The sequence below is a fragment of the Kribbella endophytica genome, from assembly GCF_054781295.1.
The window spans coordinates 217,279-230,630 of the sequence record NZ_BAAGUR010000003.1 but is presented as its reverse complement, the minus strand read 5'-3'; the positions used below and the strand labels follow the sequence as shown (position 1 = coordinate 230,630).

Genomic DNA, 13,352 nt, shown 5'->3' with positions numbered 1-13,352 from the left:
GCTGTTTTTCTCGTTCTCTCGGGTGGGTACTTTCCCGGCATCTTCTAGGCATGATCCCTCTCGTGCTGATCGCCTTGTTCGCCTTGTTCCCCCAACCGGAGGTGTGCACCTTGGACGGCTTCACCATCACCCAGGTCCCCGCGGGCGTCGGCACCGCGTCCGACTTCGAGTACGAGTGGGAGGAGGTCACCTTCCACAGCCGGGTCTGGGAAACCACCACCGGCGACGCGACCGCGGTCGACCTCAGCCTCAAGACCGTCCGCGGCGACCGCATCGCCGACGTGGAGTCCTTACGCGAGTTTCTCACCGAGTACCACGAGAAAGATCCTGCGACCTGGGAGCTGACCCCGACCCGCTTGGGAAGCTACGGCGGCTACGTCACCGACGGCCAAGCCTTCTACTTCGTCGAACCGGGCCTGGCCGCCGAGCTCACCATCGACCGCTCGCGGTTTCCCCAGGAAGCCCTCCTGGCGACTGCGGAGGGCTTCCATCCGGAGTAGCCGTCAGAGGATCGAGTTGGCGCTGACCGTGAACCCGGCGGTGACCGGCGCTCCCGCGTTCGTGAAGCAGTTGACGTCCCGCACGAACAGGTCAGGCCCGGACGAGCTGTTCGTCCAGCCGGTGTTGAGCCCGCAGAAGTTGGGGTTGGCGCCGTACGCCGTCACCTGCACCGTGTTCTGCGGGAACGCGATCCGCGGGAACGTCACCAGGAACAACCCGGGTCCCGCCGACATCACCGTGTTCGCCCCGAGCCCGAGGACCGAGTTCAGGTTGGTGGTCGCCGGCCCGACCCCGGGCTGGAACAGGAAGTACCCGTAGTACTTCGGCGGCACCGCCGCGCCGTACAGCGAGACCTTGTGCTGGTAGGTCAGCGTGAACCGCGTGTTCAGCAAGGCCCCGGCCGAGTTGAAGCAGAGCACCTTGACCTCCTGCCCACCAGCGGTCGACAACCACGCGGAGACCTTGCACCGAGCACCCGTCGCCGCATTCACCGCGGTCGCCTGGACACTCCCGTCCAGCGGCCCACCGGTGACCAGGCCCGGGAACTTCACCAACCACTGACCGACCCCGGTCGGCGTCGACGTGTTCGGCGCACCCACCGAGTTGTACTGACTCACCAACGCCCCAGAGGCCGCCGAATCGACGTACCCGTACGGCCCTGGCGCCGGCCCACCCGAAGCCCGCACGAAGAAGGCACTGAACCCACTCGGATCCAGCGCCCCACCGACCCGGTAGCAGCGGATGTTGACGATCTCGTCAGCGCCCGACTGGAACCAGTTCTCCGCCTGGCACCAGTGCGGCGCGTTGTTCACCGCAGTCACGTGCACGACCCCGTTAGGAGCACCCTGGCCAGGGAACTTCACCTGGTACCGACCGACCCCAACTACCGTCACGGTCGTCGGCGCCGGCCAGGTCCCGTACGCCGTCGTCGTTCCACTGGTCTGGTTCCACAGCACCCACCCCTTCCGGTCCGGGACGGCGGCCGCGGCGGGCCTGACCACCACCAGGAACGTCGCCAGCATCAACAAGCAGCCCACGATCCGCGCAGGCAAAGACAGTCTGAGCATCGCGATCCCCCCTCTGAGAACCGATTACCCAGCCGATGCAAACACGCGCTGTGGACCACGGCAATAGCTCATCGTAGTTCCGCAACTACACAGAGCGTTTGTTTGACTGGTCCCCACGGTTGTCGATCCGCCCATCCGACCGTTGACCTCGGCAACAAACGTCGCGCACTCCGAATCGTCGACCGACTCTTCCCCGCCGGCACATGACCTCCCACGAAAGCCCTCACACCCGATTTGGTTCTACCCCCGTCCACCCCCTAAACTAGGGACATCACAACGGCGCGGGGTGGAGCAGCTCGGTAGCTCGCTGGGCTCATAACCCAGAGGTCATAGGTTCAAATCCTATCCCCGCTACCACAGAAGGCCCTCGATCAGGCACAGCCTCGATCGAGGGCCTTCGTCATGCGCGCTGGACGAGGTTGTCCACGGTCCAGGAATCGCCTCATTGGGACCCGATTTGGACGCTCAGCGGTCATGATCTAGACTCAAAACGTAAGCAAGCGGCGCGGGGTGGAGCAGCTCGGTAGCTCGCTGGGCTCATAACCCAGAGGTCGCAGGTTCAAATCCTGCCCCCGCTACCACAGAAGGCCCGGACCAACAGGTCCGGGCCTTCGCCTTTGTCTGGGAGCCGATCTCGGCGTCTGTGTGCGGAGCCGACCTCGGAGTCGCTGGCGAGCTCCCCGCGCTCCGCCGCTCCCGCGTCCCGGCCCAAGTAGTCCTTCTGCTGGATCAGCCTGTCCTGTCAGGCTTCCCGGGTAGCCGGTCTGTTGGCGAGAAAGTTCTCGATGCCTCGGGCCAGAGCTTCCGGTGCCTCGAGCATCGGAAGGTGACCGGTATCGACGGACCCGATCCAGCTCGGCGCGAGGTTGCCCGCAAACCGGCCCTGGAGCCCGGCCGACAGCTCGGCATCCTGAGTGGTGGTGAGGTAGCCCCGGTGCTCGGGGAAGCCACCTGTCGGCTTGTCGCGATACAGCCGCACCGACTCAGGCCTGAAGTCCGCCACGATCCGGTCAGCTGTCTCCCGATCAAGCCCTCCAGCCACGCCCCGCCGGATAGCAGCGTCCGGCGGTCGAGTGCCGGCAAGTTGCATCGCCACATTCAGCACGACCCGCTGCGGAAACGGCATCGAGGTCAAGAAGCTCCGCCCCAGCTTCGGAACGACCGCCGACACCGCCAGCACCGCAGTCACACGCTCAGGTGCAATAGCAACCAACTCGGCCGCCACGGCACCACCGCTGGAGTGCGCAACGACAGCAAACTGTTCCCACGGAGCCGAGGCCAGCGCCGCAGCGGCGTACTCCCTGAGCGAAGCGCCGTCATGCTGCGGTCGCTCGGCAACCACGGTCGGGTGCGCCGCGGCAAGCTCCTTGCGTACGTCGTCCCAGATCCAGCTGGGAAGTCCCGCGCCGCTCAACAACAGAAGGGGTTCTTGCGCCTGTCTCATGCTTCGATTCTCCAACCACCAGATGTCACCCTTATGGCACCGTTTACCCATGAATCGCACCGACCGGCTCTACGCGATCCGCGAGGACCTCCGCCGCGCCGGCCCACGAGGCCGGACCGCCGAACAGCTCGCGACCGCGTTCGAGATCAGCGTGCGCACCGTCAAGCGCGACATCTCCGCCCTGCAACAGGCCGGCTTCCCGATCTGGGCCCGCACCGGCCGGATCGGCGGGTACGTCGTCGACCCGGCTGCCACCCTCCCGCCGGTCAACTTCACTGCAGCAGAGGCCTCCGCGCTCACGGCAGCAATCGCCGCGCACCGCGGCCAGCCCTTCGACCAACAAGCCCGCGCCGCCTTGGCGAAGGTGCTCGGAGTAATGGACCCCCACGCCCGGCAGCAGACGGACGCCCTGACCGAGCGCATCTGGATCAACCACACCACAGCCGAGCCGGCCGCACCACGCCATCGCAAGGCCATCGAACAAGCCCTCCAGCAGCGCAAAGTCCTCTCCCTGCACTACCTGGACCGCAACGCTGAACTGACCAGGCGCCGAGTGGATCCCCAACTGCTCGCCTTCCGGGACGGCTACTGGTTCCTGGTCGCGTACTGCAGGCAACGCGAAGCCATCCGCTGGTTCCGCTTCGACCGCATCGAACGCGCAACCCTCACCGCCCAGCCCGCCGCCGACCTACCCGTCGAAGATCTCGGAACTCCACCCACCACAGCAGCCTCCGTCCGCACCGCACTCTGACCCGAGCGGAAATCGGCTGGCCGACGGCTCCCGATCCGCCCTAGGCTCCGGACCAAATGGATGCCGCAGAGTTCTACACAGGAATCGTTGTCGACGCCTACACCCGACTGAAGTCGTCAAGTTTCGATCCAGCGCCGTACGCCGCCTTCGTCACCACAGCAGGCGAACCGGCCCTCGAGCTCGGCTGCGGAGACGGCGAACCGATGCTCTCGTTGCGCCAGACCGGACTCGATGTCGAAGGCGTCGACTCGTCCGCCGACATGCTCGACCGCTGCCGCGCCAACGCAGCCACTCTCGGCCTCGACGTCACCCTCCACCACCAGCGCATGGAAGACCTGTCCCTCCCACGCCGCTACCGCTCGATCTACCTCGCCGGCCCCACCTTCACCCTCCTCGCCGACGACGAGACCGCCGCCCGAGCCCTCCAAGCCATCCGCAACCACCTGACTCCCGACGGCCAAGCGCTGATCCCACTCTGGATCCCCGAGCCCACGCCGTCATCCGACCTGGGCGTCCAGCGCAAAGCAACAGACGACCAAGGCGCCACCCTCGTCTACACACCCTTGTCGGAGACCTACGACCAGTCCCTCCGAACCCGCACCACAACAGTCCGCTACGAGCGCCACACCCCAGACGGCGCCGTCGAATCCGCGGACCGCGACTGGATCATCCACTGGCAAACCCAGGCCTCAGCCCAAGCCCTCTGCGAACAAGCCGGCCTGTCGATCACCCGAATCCAAGACGACTCCGGCAACCCGGCAAAGCCCGACGCCGACGAGTTCACCCTGATCGTCCAGCCCGAGTGATCCTCGAAGAAATCAACGTCCTCCACCGCACCGGCCAGTGGTGCCCCGGCGTCCGTACGGCGAACAACGTCATCGCGTACGACGTACCGATCCTCCCGCAGTACCAGGCCCCCGGCCGCCCAACCACCGACCGCTGCTTCGTCCTCCCCGACGAAGGCGTTCAACTCACCAAGCCCAACACCTTCACCGGCTCGTACGAAGGCGGCTGGTACGTCGACCTGGTCGAAGTCGAGGAGCCAGAGCCGAAACGCCTGGTCGTCCACGACCTCTACGTCGACCTCCTCATCCCACCCCGAGCCATCCGCTACGACCTCCTCGACCTCGAAGAACTCGGCGACGCACTCGAGACCGGCGCGATCGACAGCCCCACCGCGATCAAGGTCCTCCGCAACACCCAACACTTCATCGACCACCACCTCCGCACCCCCGACCAAGCAGCCCCCGCCGCCTGGCCCAACTTCCCACCGGCCGCGTTGCTCCCACTACTCGACCTGCCGCCCTTCGCCGCTAGTTGATGCCGCCGGCGCGCAGGCCGACGTGATCGGAGACGTACGCCGGGCCGCCGGGCAGGTTCACCTTGTCGGCGAGGATCTGCTCGGCGGACTCGACCTCGAGCCCGCGGGTCAGGATGAAGTCGATGCAGTGCGGACTCTTCCCGGCACCCAGGTAGTCGGTGTGGAAGGTCGGTGGACACTCGCCGTTGAAGGCGTCGACAAGTCCGGCCCGCTTCAGGAACTCCTCGTACGGCGTACTGTCGCGGGCGACGTTGAAGTCGCCGCAAAGGACGACCGGCCCGTCCAGGCTTTCCACCACCCGAGCTAGCGCGTCCAGCTGACCGCGGTGGATCGGCGTGAAGCGGCTGTCGTCGGACCAGTCGCCGGCGGGGTTGGCCAGCAGGTGGGTATTGGCGATCCAGAGATCGTCGAGCCGCGTCAGCAGCACGCCCTTGAATCGCGCTTTCGTTCGCGGCCATCGGCGCACGTCGTGCTCGGCTCCGATCGGCAATCGGCGATAGGACCGCGCCCCAACGGACCGGCGTACGAACGTCACCACACCGCCGGCGGGACCAACCAGCGACGGCCGGAAGCTCACGTCGTACGACGGCATCGCGGTCCGCAGCAGGCGCGAGTGGTAGTACGTGTGGACCTCTTGGAAGTTGACGACGTCGACGTCCGACCCGTCGAAGAACGCGCCGATCGCACGGTACCGATCGGCGAGTTGCGGCCCTCGGACGGGCGTCCCGCGGGTGTTCAGCGTCGCGACGCTGACCTGCTCGCGAGGGCTCAACTTCAACCGTCCTTCCAGTCTCCGGAAGCTTAACGGTGTTGGCTCTTGTGCCGCCGACACCACGGGAGTTAGATGAGCGCCTTCCGCCTGCTGGAACCCGCTAAGGAGCACGAGATGTTCGCGATCATCGCCGCAGTGATCTTCGGCCTGGCCCTCATTCTGGACTGGGCCAACGCCAGCGTCAGCGACGCCTTCACCCCCCAGACCCTCCTGATGGCCGGCCTCCTCTGCATCGCCCTCCACCTCGCCGGCGTCGGCGCCTCCACCAAGTGGGGCCGCCGCCGCTGACCAAGGGGCGCTCGGCGAGCGTCACCCCTGCAGCAGTCGCACCATGAACGACCGAGCTGGTCCGCACCGAACCAGGTGCGGACCAGTTCGACGTCCGGCGCCTTGAAGTTGCTAGAGGCAACTTTCGGGGCGGGGTGAAGCCCAGGAGGATGTACGAGTCTCTTGCTAGCGCAGGAGTTTCGGCAGGGGATCACCAGGGCGGACCCGGACGGCGTTCTCGTCGGGGGTGGGTGGTTCGAAGTCGGCCAAGTGCTGGGCGAGTACCGCGTCCGAGACGTGGCGGCGGCCGGGGCTCGCCTGGTTGGCGGCACGGCGTCGGTGGATGGTCTCGTGGTCGACGTCGAGATGGATGAGGTGGAACTCGACGCCGAGTTCGGCGGACAGTGCGCGCCAGCCGTCACGCAGGAATCGCGGCGAACTGGTGTCGTCGAGGATCACGGTCGTCGCTGACGTGCCGGTGAGGAGTGCGCGGACTTCTGCGGTCGCGATCGAGTGGGTTGCCTGCCACTCCCCGACGGGGATGCCGTCGCCTCCCCAGAGGCCTCGGCGATCGTTGATCTCGTCGAGGCTGACGATGTGGGCGTCGAGGTCTTGGGCGAGGGCGAGCGCGAACGAGCTCTTGCCGGAGTACGACGTACCGCAGAGGACGACGAGGCGGGGGCTCATCAGGGGATCCCACCTGATCGGGTCGGGGGAGTCAACGGGTTTGTCCGATGCGATGGGCAACCAGTGCGGGCTCGAGCCAGGGGAGGCAGCGGGGTTTTCCCGATGCGGTGGGCAACTATCTCGGGCTACGGTCTGGGGATGGTTGCTGGTTATGAGGTGTGGATCCACGGCGCTGGGCTCGAGATACAGGAGCCGGTGGCGCGGACGATCTGTCCGGTGGACGAGCATGACGGGCCGTGCGAGGTGCCGTGGGGGTTCACGGTGGGGGACGAAACGGACGAGCCAAGCGAGAGCGGCGGGGACGGCGTACTAGTGCTGGGGATCTATGCGTCGGTGGTGAAAGCGGAGGAGATCGTACGGCGAGTTGCGCCAGTGGTCGGCGATCGCCGGGTCGAGCTGCGGGCGGGGCGTCCGGGGACGTTCGACGAGCTGCGGGTTCAGTACGAGATCGAGAATCGGAGTTGACCTCAAGGGGACTTCAACTCCGAGGATCGTCACCATGGACATCACCGGAACGATTCCCAGCCAGGACGACGTCGACCAGATCCTCGCGCTGCTGACCACGGTCGACCGCGCCCAGCGGACCGAGGACGCCGACGCGTTCCTCGGGGTGTTCCGCGAGGACGCGCTGTGGGTGACCGGGCACGGCAAGCGGTTGTACGGGCGCGACACGATCGGCGAGTTCACCCGCAAAGTGCTGCCCGGCGCGACGACCGACAGCTACGCGACGTACGAGGCCGATCATCTGCTCTTCGTCCGGCCGGACATCGCCGTGCTCAACGTCAACCAGACCTACGTGCAACGCGAGGGCGACAAGGTGCTCGACCACGGCAGCCCGGTCTACTTCCTCGCCAAGGACGACGGCATCTGGCGCATCGCCGCGGCCCAGAACACGATCGTCGTCGCCGAGTAACGAAAGCGACAAGGTTCGCCGGGCGGACCCGGCGAACCGTCGCGGACAGTGACGGATCGGTGGTAGGCATGACGCGCCCGGCTGGTTCCGGCCGGGCGACGACTACCGCCACCGGGGGGCCGAGGGCGGATTTGGGGGGACCATCCATGGACCGTGGCCGCGCCGTGCTCGCAGTCGGCACCGGACTCGTTGTTCTGACACTCGCCGGCGCCTGCGCCGCACCAGAAACCACCCCGGCTGCCGCGCCGGTCACCGTCACCGTCACGACCGCGGCACCAACCAGTACGCCGACGCCGACCGCGACGCCCACGCCGGTCGCGACGCAGCAGCCGAGCGCCAAGCCGACGCAGCCCGTCGGTCTGCTCTCGAAGCCGCCCACGACCAAGCCGAAGCTCCCGCCCGTCACCAAGAAGCCGACGCAGAAGCCCACGGTGAAGAAGCCGACGACGAAGCCCACCACCCGCCGTACGACGACCAAGCCGCCGGTGACGGACGTCTACTACGCCAACTGCGACGCAGTCCGCGCCGCCGGCGCCGCGCCCATCCACGCGGGTGAGCCCGGCTACTCCAGAAAACTCGACCGAGACGGCGACGGCGTTGCCTGCGAGAACTAGATGCGCGACGAGGAGACCCATCGCGAACGCATCTTGAGCGCGATCCGTACGAGGGCGATGCCGCTGGACGACGACCAGTCGTCAGCGGTGACGGGGATCAAGCCGCGGCAAACGGTGAACCAGATCTGCCGGAGGTTGGCCGAGGCATCGGAGCCGACGGGAAGCTGGTCGGACAGTAGGCGAACGACGAGTCGCCGGCAGTTGGTGAGCTGGTGATCGCGTCGGGCCGGACGCGTTCAGCCCGCGGACGACCTAGGGCAGGACATCCGCGCCGCTCAGGAGCAGCAGGGTCGGTGAGTTTGCTGGCCCCTCGCAGTCCAGGCCGAGCCGTCCATAGTCGCGGGTATGGAGCGGCTGGTGGAGTCTGTTTGGGGGATCAGGCGATGGTCAGCGGTTGACGGCTAGTTCGCCGAGTTCGGACCACTCGTTCTGGTCGAGTTTGAAGTTGACGATCTTCGGGGTCTCGACCAGGTGGGGTGGGAGGGACTGCTGAGCTCCCTTGAAGTGGGCTGAGGTGACGTGGGCCGAGGCGGCGTCGTCGTCGGCGAAGGCTTCGACGAGGACGTACTCGGTGGGGTCGTCGACCGAGCGGGACCAGTCGAACCACAGACAGCCTGGCTCGGCGCGGGTGGCCGCGGTGAAGTCGGCGGTGATGGTGGGCCAGTTGTCGGCGTCGTCGGGCAGGACACGGAACTTCGCGGTGATGAAGATCATGGAGGGGATGTTACCGACGCGCACGTGCTTCGGGGCGCGCTCGGCCGGAGGATCGTTTGCTCGTACGCCGACGGCGATGCAGCCGCGTGGAGCTGAGGTCGCACCGGCCGACTGCGAAGGGTTGGAGCCGGTCCGGGCGGGCGTGCACGCGCCCGCCCGCCGTGGTTGTACGGCGGGCCGGGCAGGCTTCCTCCTGTGCCTGTACGGCGGCCCGGGCAGATTTCCTCCCCGGCGGTACGACTGCCCGGCCAGGGCGTCCGGAGGCTAGCCGCCGCACGGCGGGCCGCGCGGCACCCGGCGCACCGGCGAAGCTTGCCCATGCGGGGGCGGCCCACCTGCCGATTGTCGTGTGCCGCCCAACCACCCCAACCGTGGGATGGAACGTCAGGCGTAGTGGCTGGTGCAGGGCTGGATGCGGCAGCTCCTTCCTCGCGGGGGCGGGGCGTACCTGCCGATCGTCGTGCCGCCCGACCATGGAACGTCAGGCGTAGTGCCTGGTGCACGGCTGGATGCGGCAGCTCCTTGCCCCGGGGTCGGCCGACCCCTCAGAAGCCCAGCTGCTGGCGGATGGTGGCGAGCGTGTGGGCGGACTCCAGGGTGTGTTCCGTGTCGGCTGCCGCGACGGCCTGGGCGAGGGCGTCGGTGACGACGATTGAGGTGAGGACCTCGGCGGTGATGCCGGTGACGGTGTTGGGGACGTGCATGGCGACCGTGACGTCGCCGGCGAGGCGTTCGGCGACCTTCTGCTCCGAGAGCAGGATGATGTGCGCGCCGACCGCGCGGGCGCGGGCGATGACGGACTCGGCGTCGAGGATCAGGCGGCCGGGGGCGATCACCACGACGACGTCGCCGTGCTGGATGCCGAGCAGGTCGTCGGCCAGGCGGAAGCCCGAGTTGGTGATCGCGCGCGCGGTACGGCCGAGGCGGCGGAGCTTCAGCGTGAGGTGCTCGGCGGCGACGTAGTTCGCGCCGAAGCCGTACGAGACGATCTCGCGGGCGTCGAGCAGGAGCCGGACCGCTTCGGCGTACGCGTCGAGCGGGAAGCCCTCGTTGAGGAACTCGATCCGCTCGATCGCCTCGGTGATCACCTTGTCCCAGACGTGCTTGGGGTCGCCGCCGGTGGAGGTGATCCGGTCCCGCAGCCGCTGCTCGCGCTGCGCGGTGCCGAACGGCGAGGCGACCTTGTCCTTCAGCTCGGCCAGGCCCTTGTAACCGAGCGCCTGCAGCGTCCGGATCACGGTGGCGTTGCTGGTCCGGCTCTCGACGCCCAGATCGGCCGCGGACAGGTACAGCAGCCGCTCAGGAGAGATCTCGGACAGGGACCGGCAGACCGCCTGCGCGGCGGGGGTGAACTCGTCCCAATGGTCACGAATGCGTGCACGAAGCTCCGCGATCGCCGGATTCTTTGCCGTAACCCCTGTTACCTCATCGGTCATCTGTGTATCATCCGATCCCATCGAGCGTGTAACGAACCGTTCAAAAGACGGTCCCCCTGTAATGCCATGGTAAGTCCCCACAAGGAGTTCCGTCCTGATGAGGATCATCGAGGTGTCGAGTCCGTCGGCCTATGATCGCGGACTGCAGTACGGTCGCGCAGCCGCCGACCTGGTCGGAGCGTCGATCGCGTACTACGAGGCCGCGTTCGAGAGCCAGCTCGGCCGGACCTGGACCGAGATCCAGGCCCTGTCCGCGCCGTGGGAACGCCTCGTGGCCACCGATTTCCCCGAACTGTACGAGGAGATGCGGGGCATCGCGGCCGGAGCGGGCGTCACGGTCCGCGAGATCGTCGTGCTGAACTGCCGCGGCGAGATCGTGTACGACGCCGCGACGTACCGCAAAAGCACCGACGACGAGCCAACCGACGACGAGCCGGCAGACGGCTGCACCTCCTTCTCCATCACCGACGAAGGCGCCGCCGACGGCCACGTCTACGCCGGCCAGAACTGGGACTGGCGCCACGCCGTCAAGGACACCGTCGTCGTCCTGAAGGTGGTCCAGTCGCCCAAACCGACCGTGATCATCCAGACCGAGGCCGGCCAGATCGGCCGGCACGGGGCCAGCAGCAACGGCTTCGCGCTGAACGCGAACGGCCTCGGGGGCCGTTTCGACGACAGCGTCGGCATCCCGCAGACGGTGATCCGGCGGCTCGTCCTGGACTCCACGACGATCTCCGACGCGCTCAAGGTGCTGATCCGCACGAGAGCGCACATCGCGAGCAACGCCCTGCTGACCGACCGATCCGGTTTCAGCATCGACCTCGAGACCACGCCGGGTGCCCACGGCTGGGAGTACCCGGTCGACGGGTTGCTTGTGCACGGCAACCACTACCAGGCGTTCGTGCCGCCGCAGCTGGCGGCGCGGCACCGACCGATGTCCCCTGACTCACTGCTCCGGGTGCCACAGGCCCGGAAGGGATTGAAAGAGGCGGCCACCACCACCGACGTACCGAAAGCAGTCCGTAGCGCGATGTCGGACCACCTGGGGCAGCCCGACTCGCTCTGCGCCCATCCCGACGACCGGCTCGGTGCGCTGAGCCAATGGTCGACCGTGCTGTCCAGCCTGGTCGATCTCACCACCGGCGACTACCGCGTCGCAGCAGGAACTCCGTGCGAGCACGACTACGAGCTCGTGCCCTTCAATCTTTACGACTAGGAGCACCCATGTCCGCCTCCTCTCTGAAGAGGTTCACCACCGGTACGGCGCTGGCCGCGGCCGGCCTGCTCGTCGCCGCCGGTTGCGGTGACGGCAGCAGCTCCGGCGCGCAGTCGCCGGTGCTGGACCAGATCAAGCTGGTCAACAGCACCCCGGCCGCGGCCGGTCAGCTCGACAAGGCGATCTGGTTCATGCCGAAGGAGCCGCGCTCGCTCGACCTGGACAACGACGCGGCGAACTCGCAGAGCGACCTGATCCTGGCCAACGTCTGCGACCGGCTCCTGCAGCTGCAGCCCGACCTGACCCTCAAGCCGGGCCTGGCCGAGAAGTACGCCTGGAAGGACGCGACCACGCTGGTCTTCACGATCCGCCAGGGCGTCACCTTCCACGACGGCACCCCGCTGACGGCCGACGACGTGCTGTGGAGCCTGGACCGGCACCGCGCCGACGGTGCTGCCGAGTCCGACGAGTACGTCAACGTGACCGGCGTCAGCAAGACCGGCCCGAACGAGGTGACGGTCAAGTTCAAGCAGTCCGACGCCGTGTTCGTCGAGGCGATCGCGGGTGACGCCGGCGTCGTACTGAGCCGCAAGGGCGTCGAGTCGCAGGGCAAGAAGTACGGCACGCCGGCCGGAACCGACGCTTGCACGGGTCCGTTCCAGCTCAAGGAGTGGCAGTCCGGCAAGTCGATCACGCTGACCAAGGCGCCGAACTACTGGAACAAGCCGAAGGCCGCGAAGACCGACGAGATCACCTTCAAGTGGGGCAGCGACGACGTGATCGTCAACTCCCTCAAGACCGGTGAGGCGACCGGTTCGTACCTGGAGAACCTCTCCTCGGCGACCCAGCTCGCCACCGGCGGCGCGACCAGCGTCAGCCAGGGCCCGGACACCCGGGTCTGGAGCATGATGATCACCGACCGCGGCGGCCTCAAGGACGTCCGGCTGCGCAAGGCGCTGGCGATGTCGATCGACCGTGCGGGCGTGGCGAAGGCCGCGTTCTCCGGTCTCGGCCAGCCGTGGAAGGAGCCGGTCGGTTCCGGCGCGTGGGGCTACGAGAAGGACAAGTTCAAGGCGGCGTACGACGCTCTGCCGGGCCTGCCCGCCAAGCCCGAGCAGACCGACCTGGACGCGGCCAAGAAGCTGGTCCAGGAGGTCGGTGAGACCCAGCCGCTGATCATCGCCAGCGACGGTTCGCCGGTCCGCAACGTGATCGCCAACGCGTTCGTCGACGCCGCCCAGAAGATCGGGCTGAAGGCAACGATCACGCAGATCCCGACCGCGCAGTACGACCCGTACGACGAGACGATCCGCAAGAGCGTCGACATCCTGACCGACGACTACTTCGTGTCCAAGAACGACCCGGTCGGCTTCTACAAGAACGGCGCCAGCACCTCGACGGTGCAGTGGCTGCTCAACGACCCGGCGTACGACGCGCTGGTCAGCAAGGGCCGCGGCGCGCTGGACGACGCCGCCCGCGCCGACATCGCGATCGAGCTCGCCAAGAAGTGGTCCGAGGCGATGCCGTGGATCCCGGTCGTGGACAGCCCGAGCACGGTGGCGCTGTCGTCGAAGGTGACCGGGGTCCCGGCCAGCGGTTGCTACCGCTACTCGCCGTGGGCCGCGGACCTCGGGACCAAGGGGGCCTGA

The 13,352-nt window shown here is 67.5% G+C and carries 16 protein-coding genes and 2 tRNA genes; 12 read left to right on the top strand and 6 right to left on the bottom strand.

What is annotated here, in order from left to right; genetic code table 11:
• Window positions 1-50 precede the first annotated feature (50 nt).
• Window positions 51-500, top strand: a complete 450-nt coding sequence (locus ACYVIO_RS27375) for a hypothetical protein (RefSeq protein WP_460653778.1) — start codon at window positions 51-53, stop codon at window positions 498-500.
• 3 nt (window positions 501-503) lie between these two features.
• On the opposite strand, the gene ACYVIO_RS27370 is transcribed toward ACYVIO_RS27375, so the two are convergent.
• Complete coding sequence (locus ACYVIO_RS27370) at window positions 504-1,568, bottom strand: hypothetical protein (protein WP_460653777.1); 1,065 nt, start codon at window positions 1,566-1,568, stop codon at window positions 504-506.
• A gap of 280 nt (window positions 1,569-1,848) precedes the next feature.
• Here ACYVIO_RS27370 and ACYVIO_RS27365 point away from each other — a divergent pair.
• Together ACYVIO_RS27365 and ACYVIO_RS27360 are read left to right on the top strand one after the other, a co-directional pair.
• Window positions 1,849-1,925, top strand: a tRNA-Met gene (locus ACYVIO_RS27365).
• Window positions 1,926-2,072: 147 nt separating this feature from the next.
• Window positions 2,073-2,149 (top strand) — tRNA-Met (locus ACYVIO_RS27360).
• Window positions 2,150-2,310: 161 nt separating this feature from the next.
• Here the strand turns inward: ACYVIO_RS27360 and ACYVIO_RS27355 are convergent.
• A complete protein-coding gene (locus ACYVIO_RS27355; RefSeq protein WP_460653776.1) occupies window positions 2,311-3,012 on the bottom strand; it encodes an alpha/beta fold hydrolase in 702 nt (233 codons plus the stop codon).
• 49 nt (window positions 3,013-3,061) lie between these two features.
• Here ACYVIO_RS27355 and ACYVIO_RS27350 point away from each other — a divergent pair, with 49 nt between their 5' ends.
• From ACYVIO_RS27350 to ACYVIO_RS27340, 3 genes are read left to right on the top strand one after another with little or no spacing between them, the layout of a single operon-like run.
• Window positions 3,062-3,763, top strand: coding sequence for a helix-turn-helix transcriptional regulator (locus ACYVIO_RS27350; RefSeq protein WP_460653775.1), 702 nt, complete (start codon window positions 3,062-3,064; stop codon window positions 3,761-3,763).
• 56 nt (window positions 3,764-3,819) lie between these two features.
• Window positions 3,820-4,569 carry a class I SAM-dependent methyltransferase gene (locus ACYVIO_RS27345; RefSeq protein WP_460653774.1) on the top strand — a complete coding sequence of 250 codons (750 nt, stop codon included), beginning with the start codon at window positions 3,820-3,822 and terminating at the stop codon, window positions 4,567-4,569.
• Complete coding sequence (locus tag ACYVIO_RS27340; protein WP_460653773.1) at window positions 4,566-5,084, top strand: DUF402 domain-containing protein; 519 nt, start codon at window positions 4,566-4,568, stop codon at window positions 5,082-5,084. The genes ACYVIO_RS27345 and ACYVIO_RS27340 overlap by 4 nt, the downstream gene beginning before the upstream one ends.
• Here ACYVIO_RS27340 and ACYVIO_RS27335 read toward each other — a convergent pair.
• The gene (locus ACYVIO_RS27335) at window positions 5,077-5,856 is read right to left on the bottom strand and encodes an endonuclease/exonuclease/phosphatase family protein (protein ID WP_460653772.1); all 780 of its coding nucleotides are present in this window, start codon (window positions 5,854-5,856) and stop codon (window positions 5,077-5,079) included. The two genes, ACYVIO_RS27340 and ACYVIO_RS27335, sit on opposite strands and share 8 nt — an antisense overlap.
• A 72-nt stretch (window positions 5,857-5,928) precedes the next feature.
• On the opposite strand from ACYVIO_RS27335, the gene ACYVIO_RS27330 reads away from it, so the two are divergent.
• A complete protein-coding gene (locus tag ACYVIO_RS27330; RefSeq protein ID WP_460653771.1) occupies window positions 5,929-6,144 on the top strand; it encodes a hypothetical protein in 216 nt (71 codons plus the stop codon).
• A gap of 165 nt (window positions 6,145-6,309) precedes the next feature.
• Here ACYVIO_RS27330 and ACYVIO_RS27325 read toward each other — a convergent pair whose 3' ends face one another.
• The gene (locus tag ACYVIO_RS27325; protein WP_460653770.1) at window positions 6,310-6,810 is read right to left on the bottom strand and encodes an AAA family ATPase; all 501 of its coding nucleotides are present in this window, start codon (window positions 6,808-6,810) and stop codon (window positions 6,310-6,312) included.
• A gap of 138 nt (window positions 6,811-6,948) precedes the next feature.
• On the opposite strand from ACYVIO_RS27325, the gene ACYVIO_RS27320 reads away from it, so the two are divergent.
• The 3 genes from ACYVIO_RS27320 to ACYVIO_RS27310 all read left to right on the top strand — a co-directional run bounded on the left by ACYVIO_RS27320 (window position 6,949) and on the right by ACYVIO_RS27310 (window position 8,337).
• Complete coding sequence (locus ACYVIO_RS27320; protein WP_460653769.1) at window positions 6,949-7,275, top strand: hypothetical protein; 327 nt, start codon at window positions 6,949-6,951, stop codon at window positions 7,273-7,275.
• 34 nt (window positions 7,276-7,309) lie between these two features.
• Window positions 7,310-7,723 carry an SgcJ/EcaC family oxidoreductase gene (locus tag ACYVIO_RS27315; RefSeq protein WP_460653768.1) on the top strand — a complete coding sequence of 138 codons (414 nt, stop codon included), beginning with the start codon at window positions 7,310-7,312 and terminating at the stop codon, window positions 7,721-7,723.
• Between the two features lie 146 nt (window positions 7,724-7,869).
• The gene (locus ACYVIO_RS27310) at window positions 7,870-8,337 is read left to right on the top strand and encodes an excalibur calcium-binding domain-containing protein (protein ID WP_460653767.1); all 468 of its coding nucleotides are present in this window, start codon (window positions 7,870-7,872) and stop codon (window positions 8,335-8,337) included.
• Between the two features lie 387 nt (window positions 8,338-8,724).
• Here ACYVIO_RS27310 and ACYVIO_RS27305 read toward each other — a convergent pair whose 3' ends face one another.
• Both ACYVIO_RS27305 and ACYVIO_RS27300 read right to left on the bottom strand, forming a co-directional pair.
• Complete coding sequence (locus ACYVIO_RS27305) at window positions 8,725-9,051, bottom strand: putative quinol monooxygenase (RefSeq protein ID WP_460653766.1); 327 nt, start codon at window positions 9,049-9,051, stop codon at window positions 8,725-8,727.
• Between the two features lie 545 nt (window positions 9,052-9,596).
• On the bottom strand, window positions 9,597-10,487 hold the full coding sequence (locus ACYVIO_RS27300) for a MurR/RpiR family transcriptional regulator (RefSeq protein ID WP_460653765.1): 891 nt from the start codon (window positions 10,485-10,487) through the stop codon (window positions 9,597-9,599).
• A 97-nt stretch (window positions 10,488-10,584) separates the two neighbouring features.
• Here ACYVIO_RS27300 and ACYVIO_RS27295 point away from each other — a divergent pair, with 97 nt between their 5' ends.
• Both ACYVIO_RS27295 and ACYVIO_RS27290 read left to right on the top strand, forming a co-directional pair.
• Entirely contained in the window at window positions 10,585-11,703 is a 1,119-nt protein-coding gene (locus ACYVIO_RS27295) for a C45 family autoproteolytic acyltransferase/hydolase (RefSeq protein WP_460653764.1), read from the top strand.
• Window positions 11,704-11,711: 8 nt separating this feature from the next.
• A complete protein-coding gene (locus ACYVIO_RS27290) occupies window positions 11,712-13,352 on the top strand; it encodes an ABC transporter substrate-binding protein (protein ID WP_460653763.1) in 1,641 nt (546 codons plus the stop codon).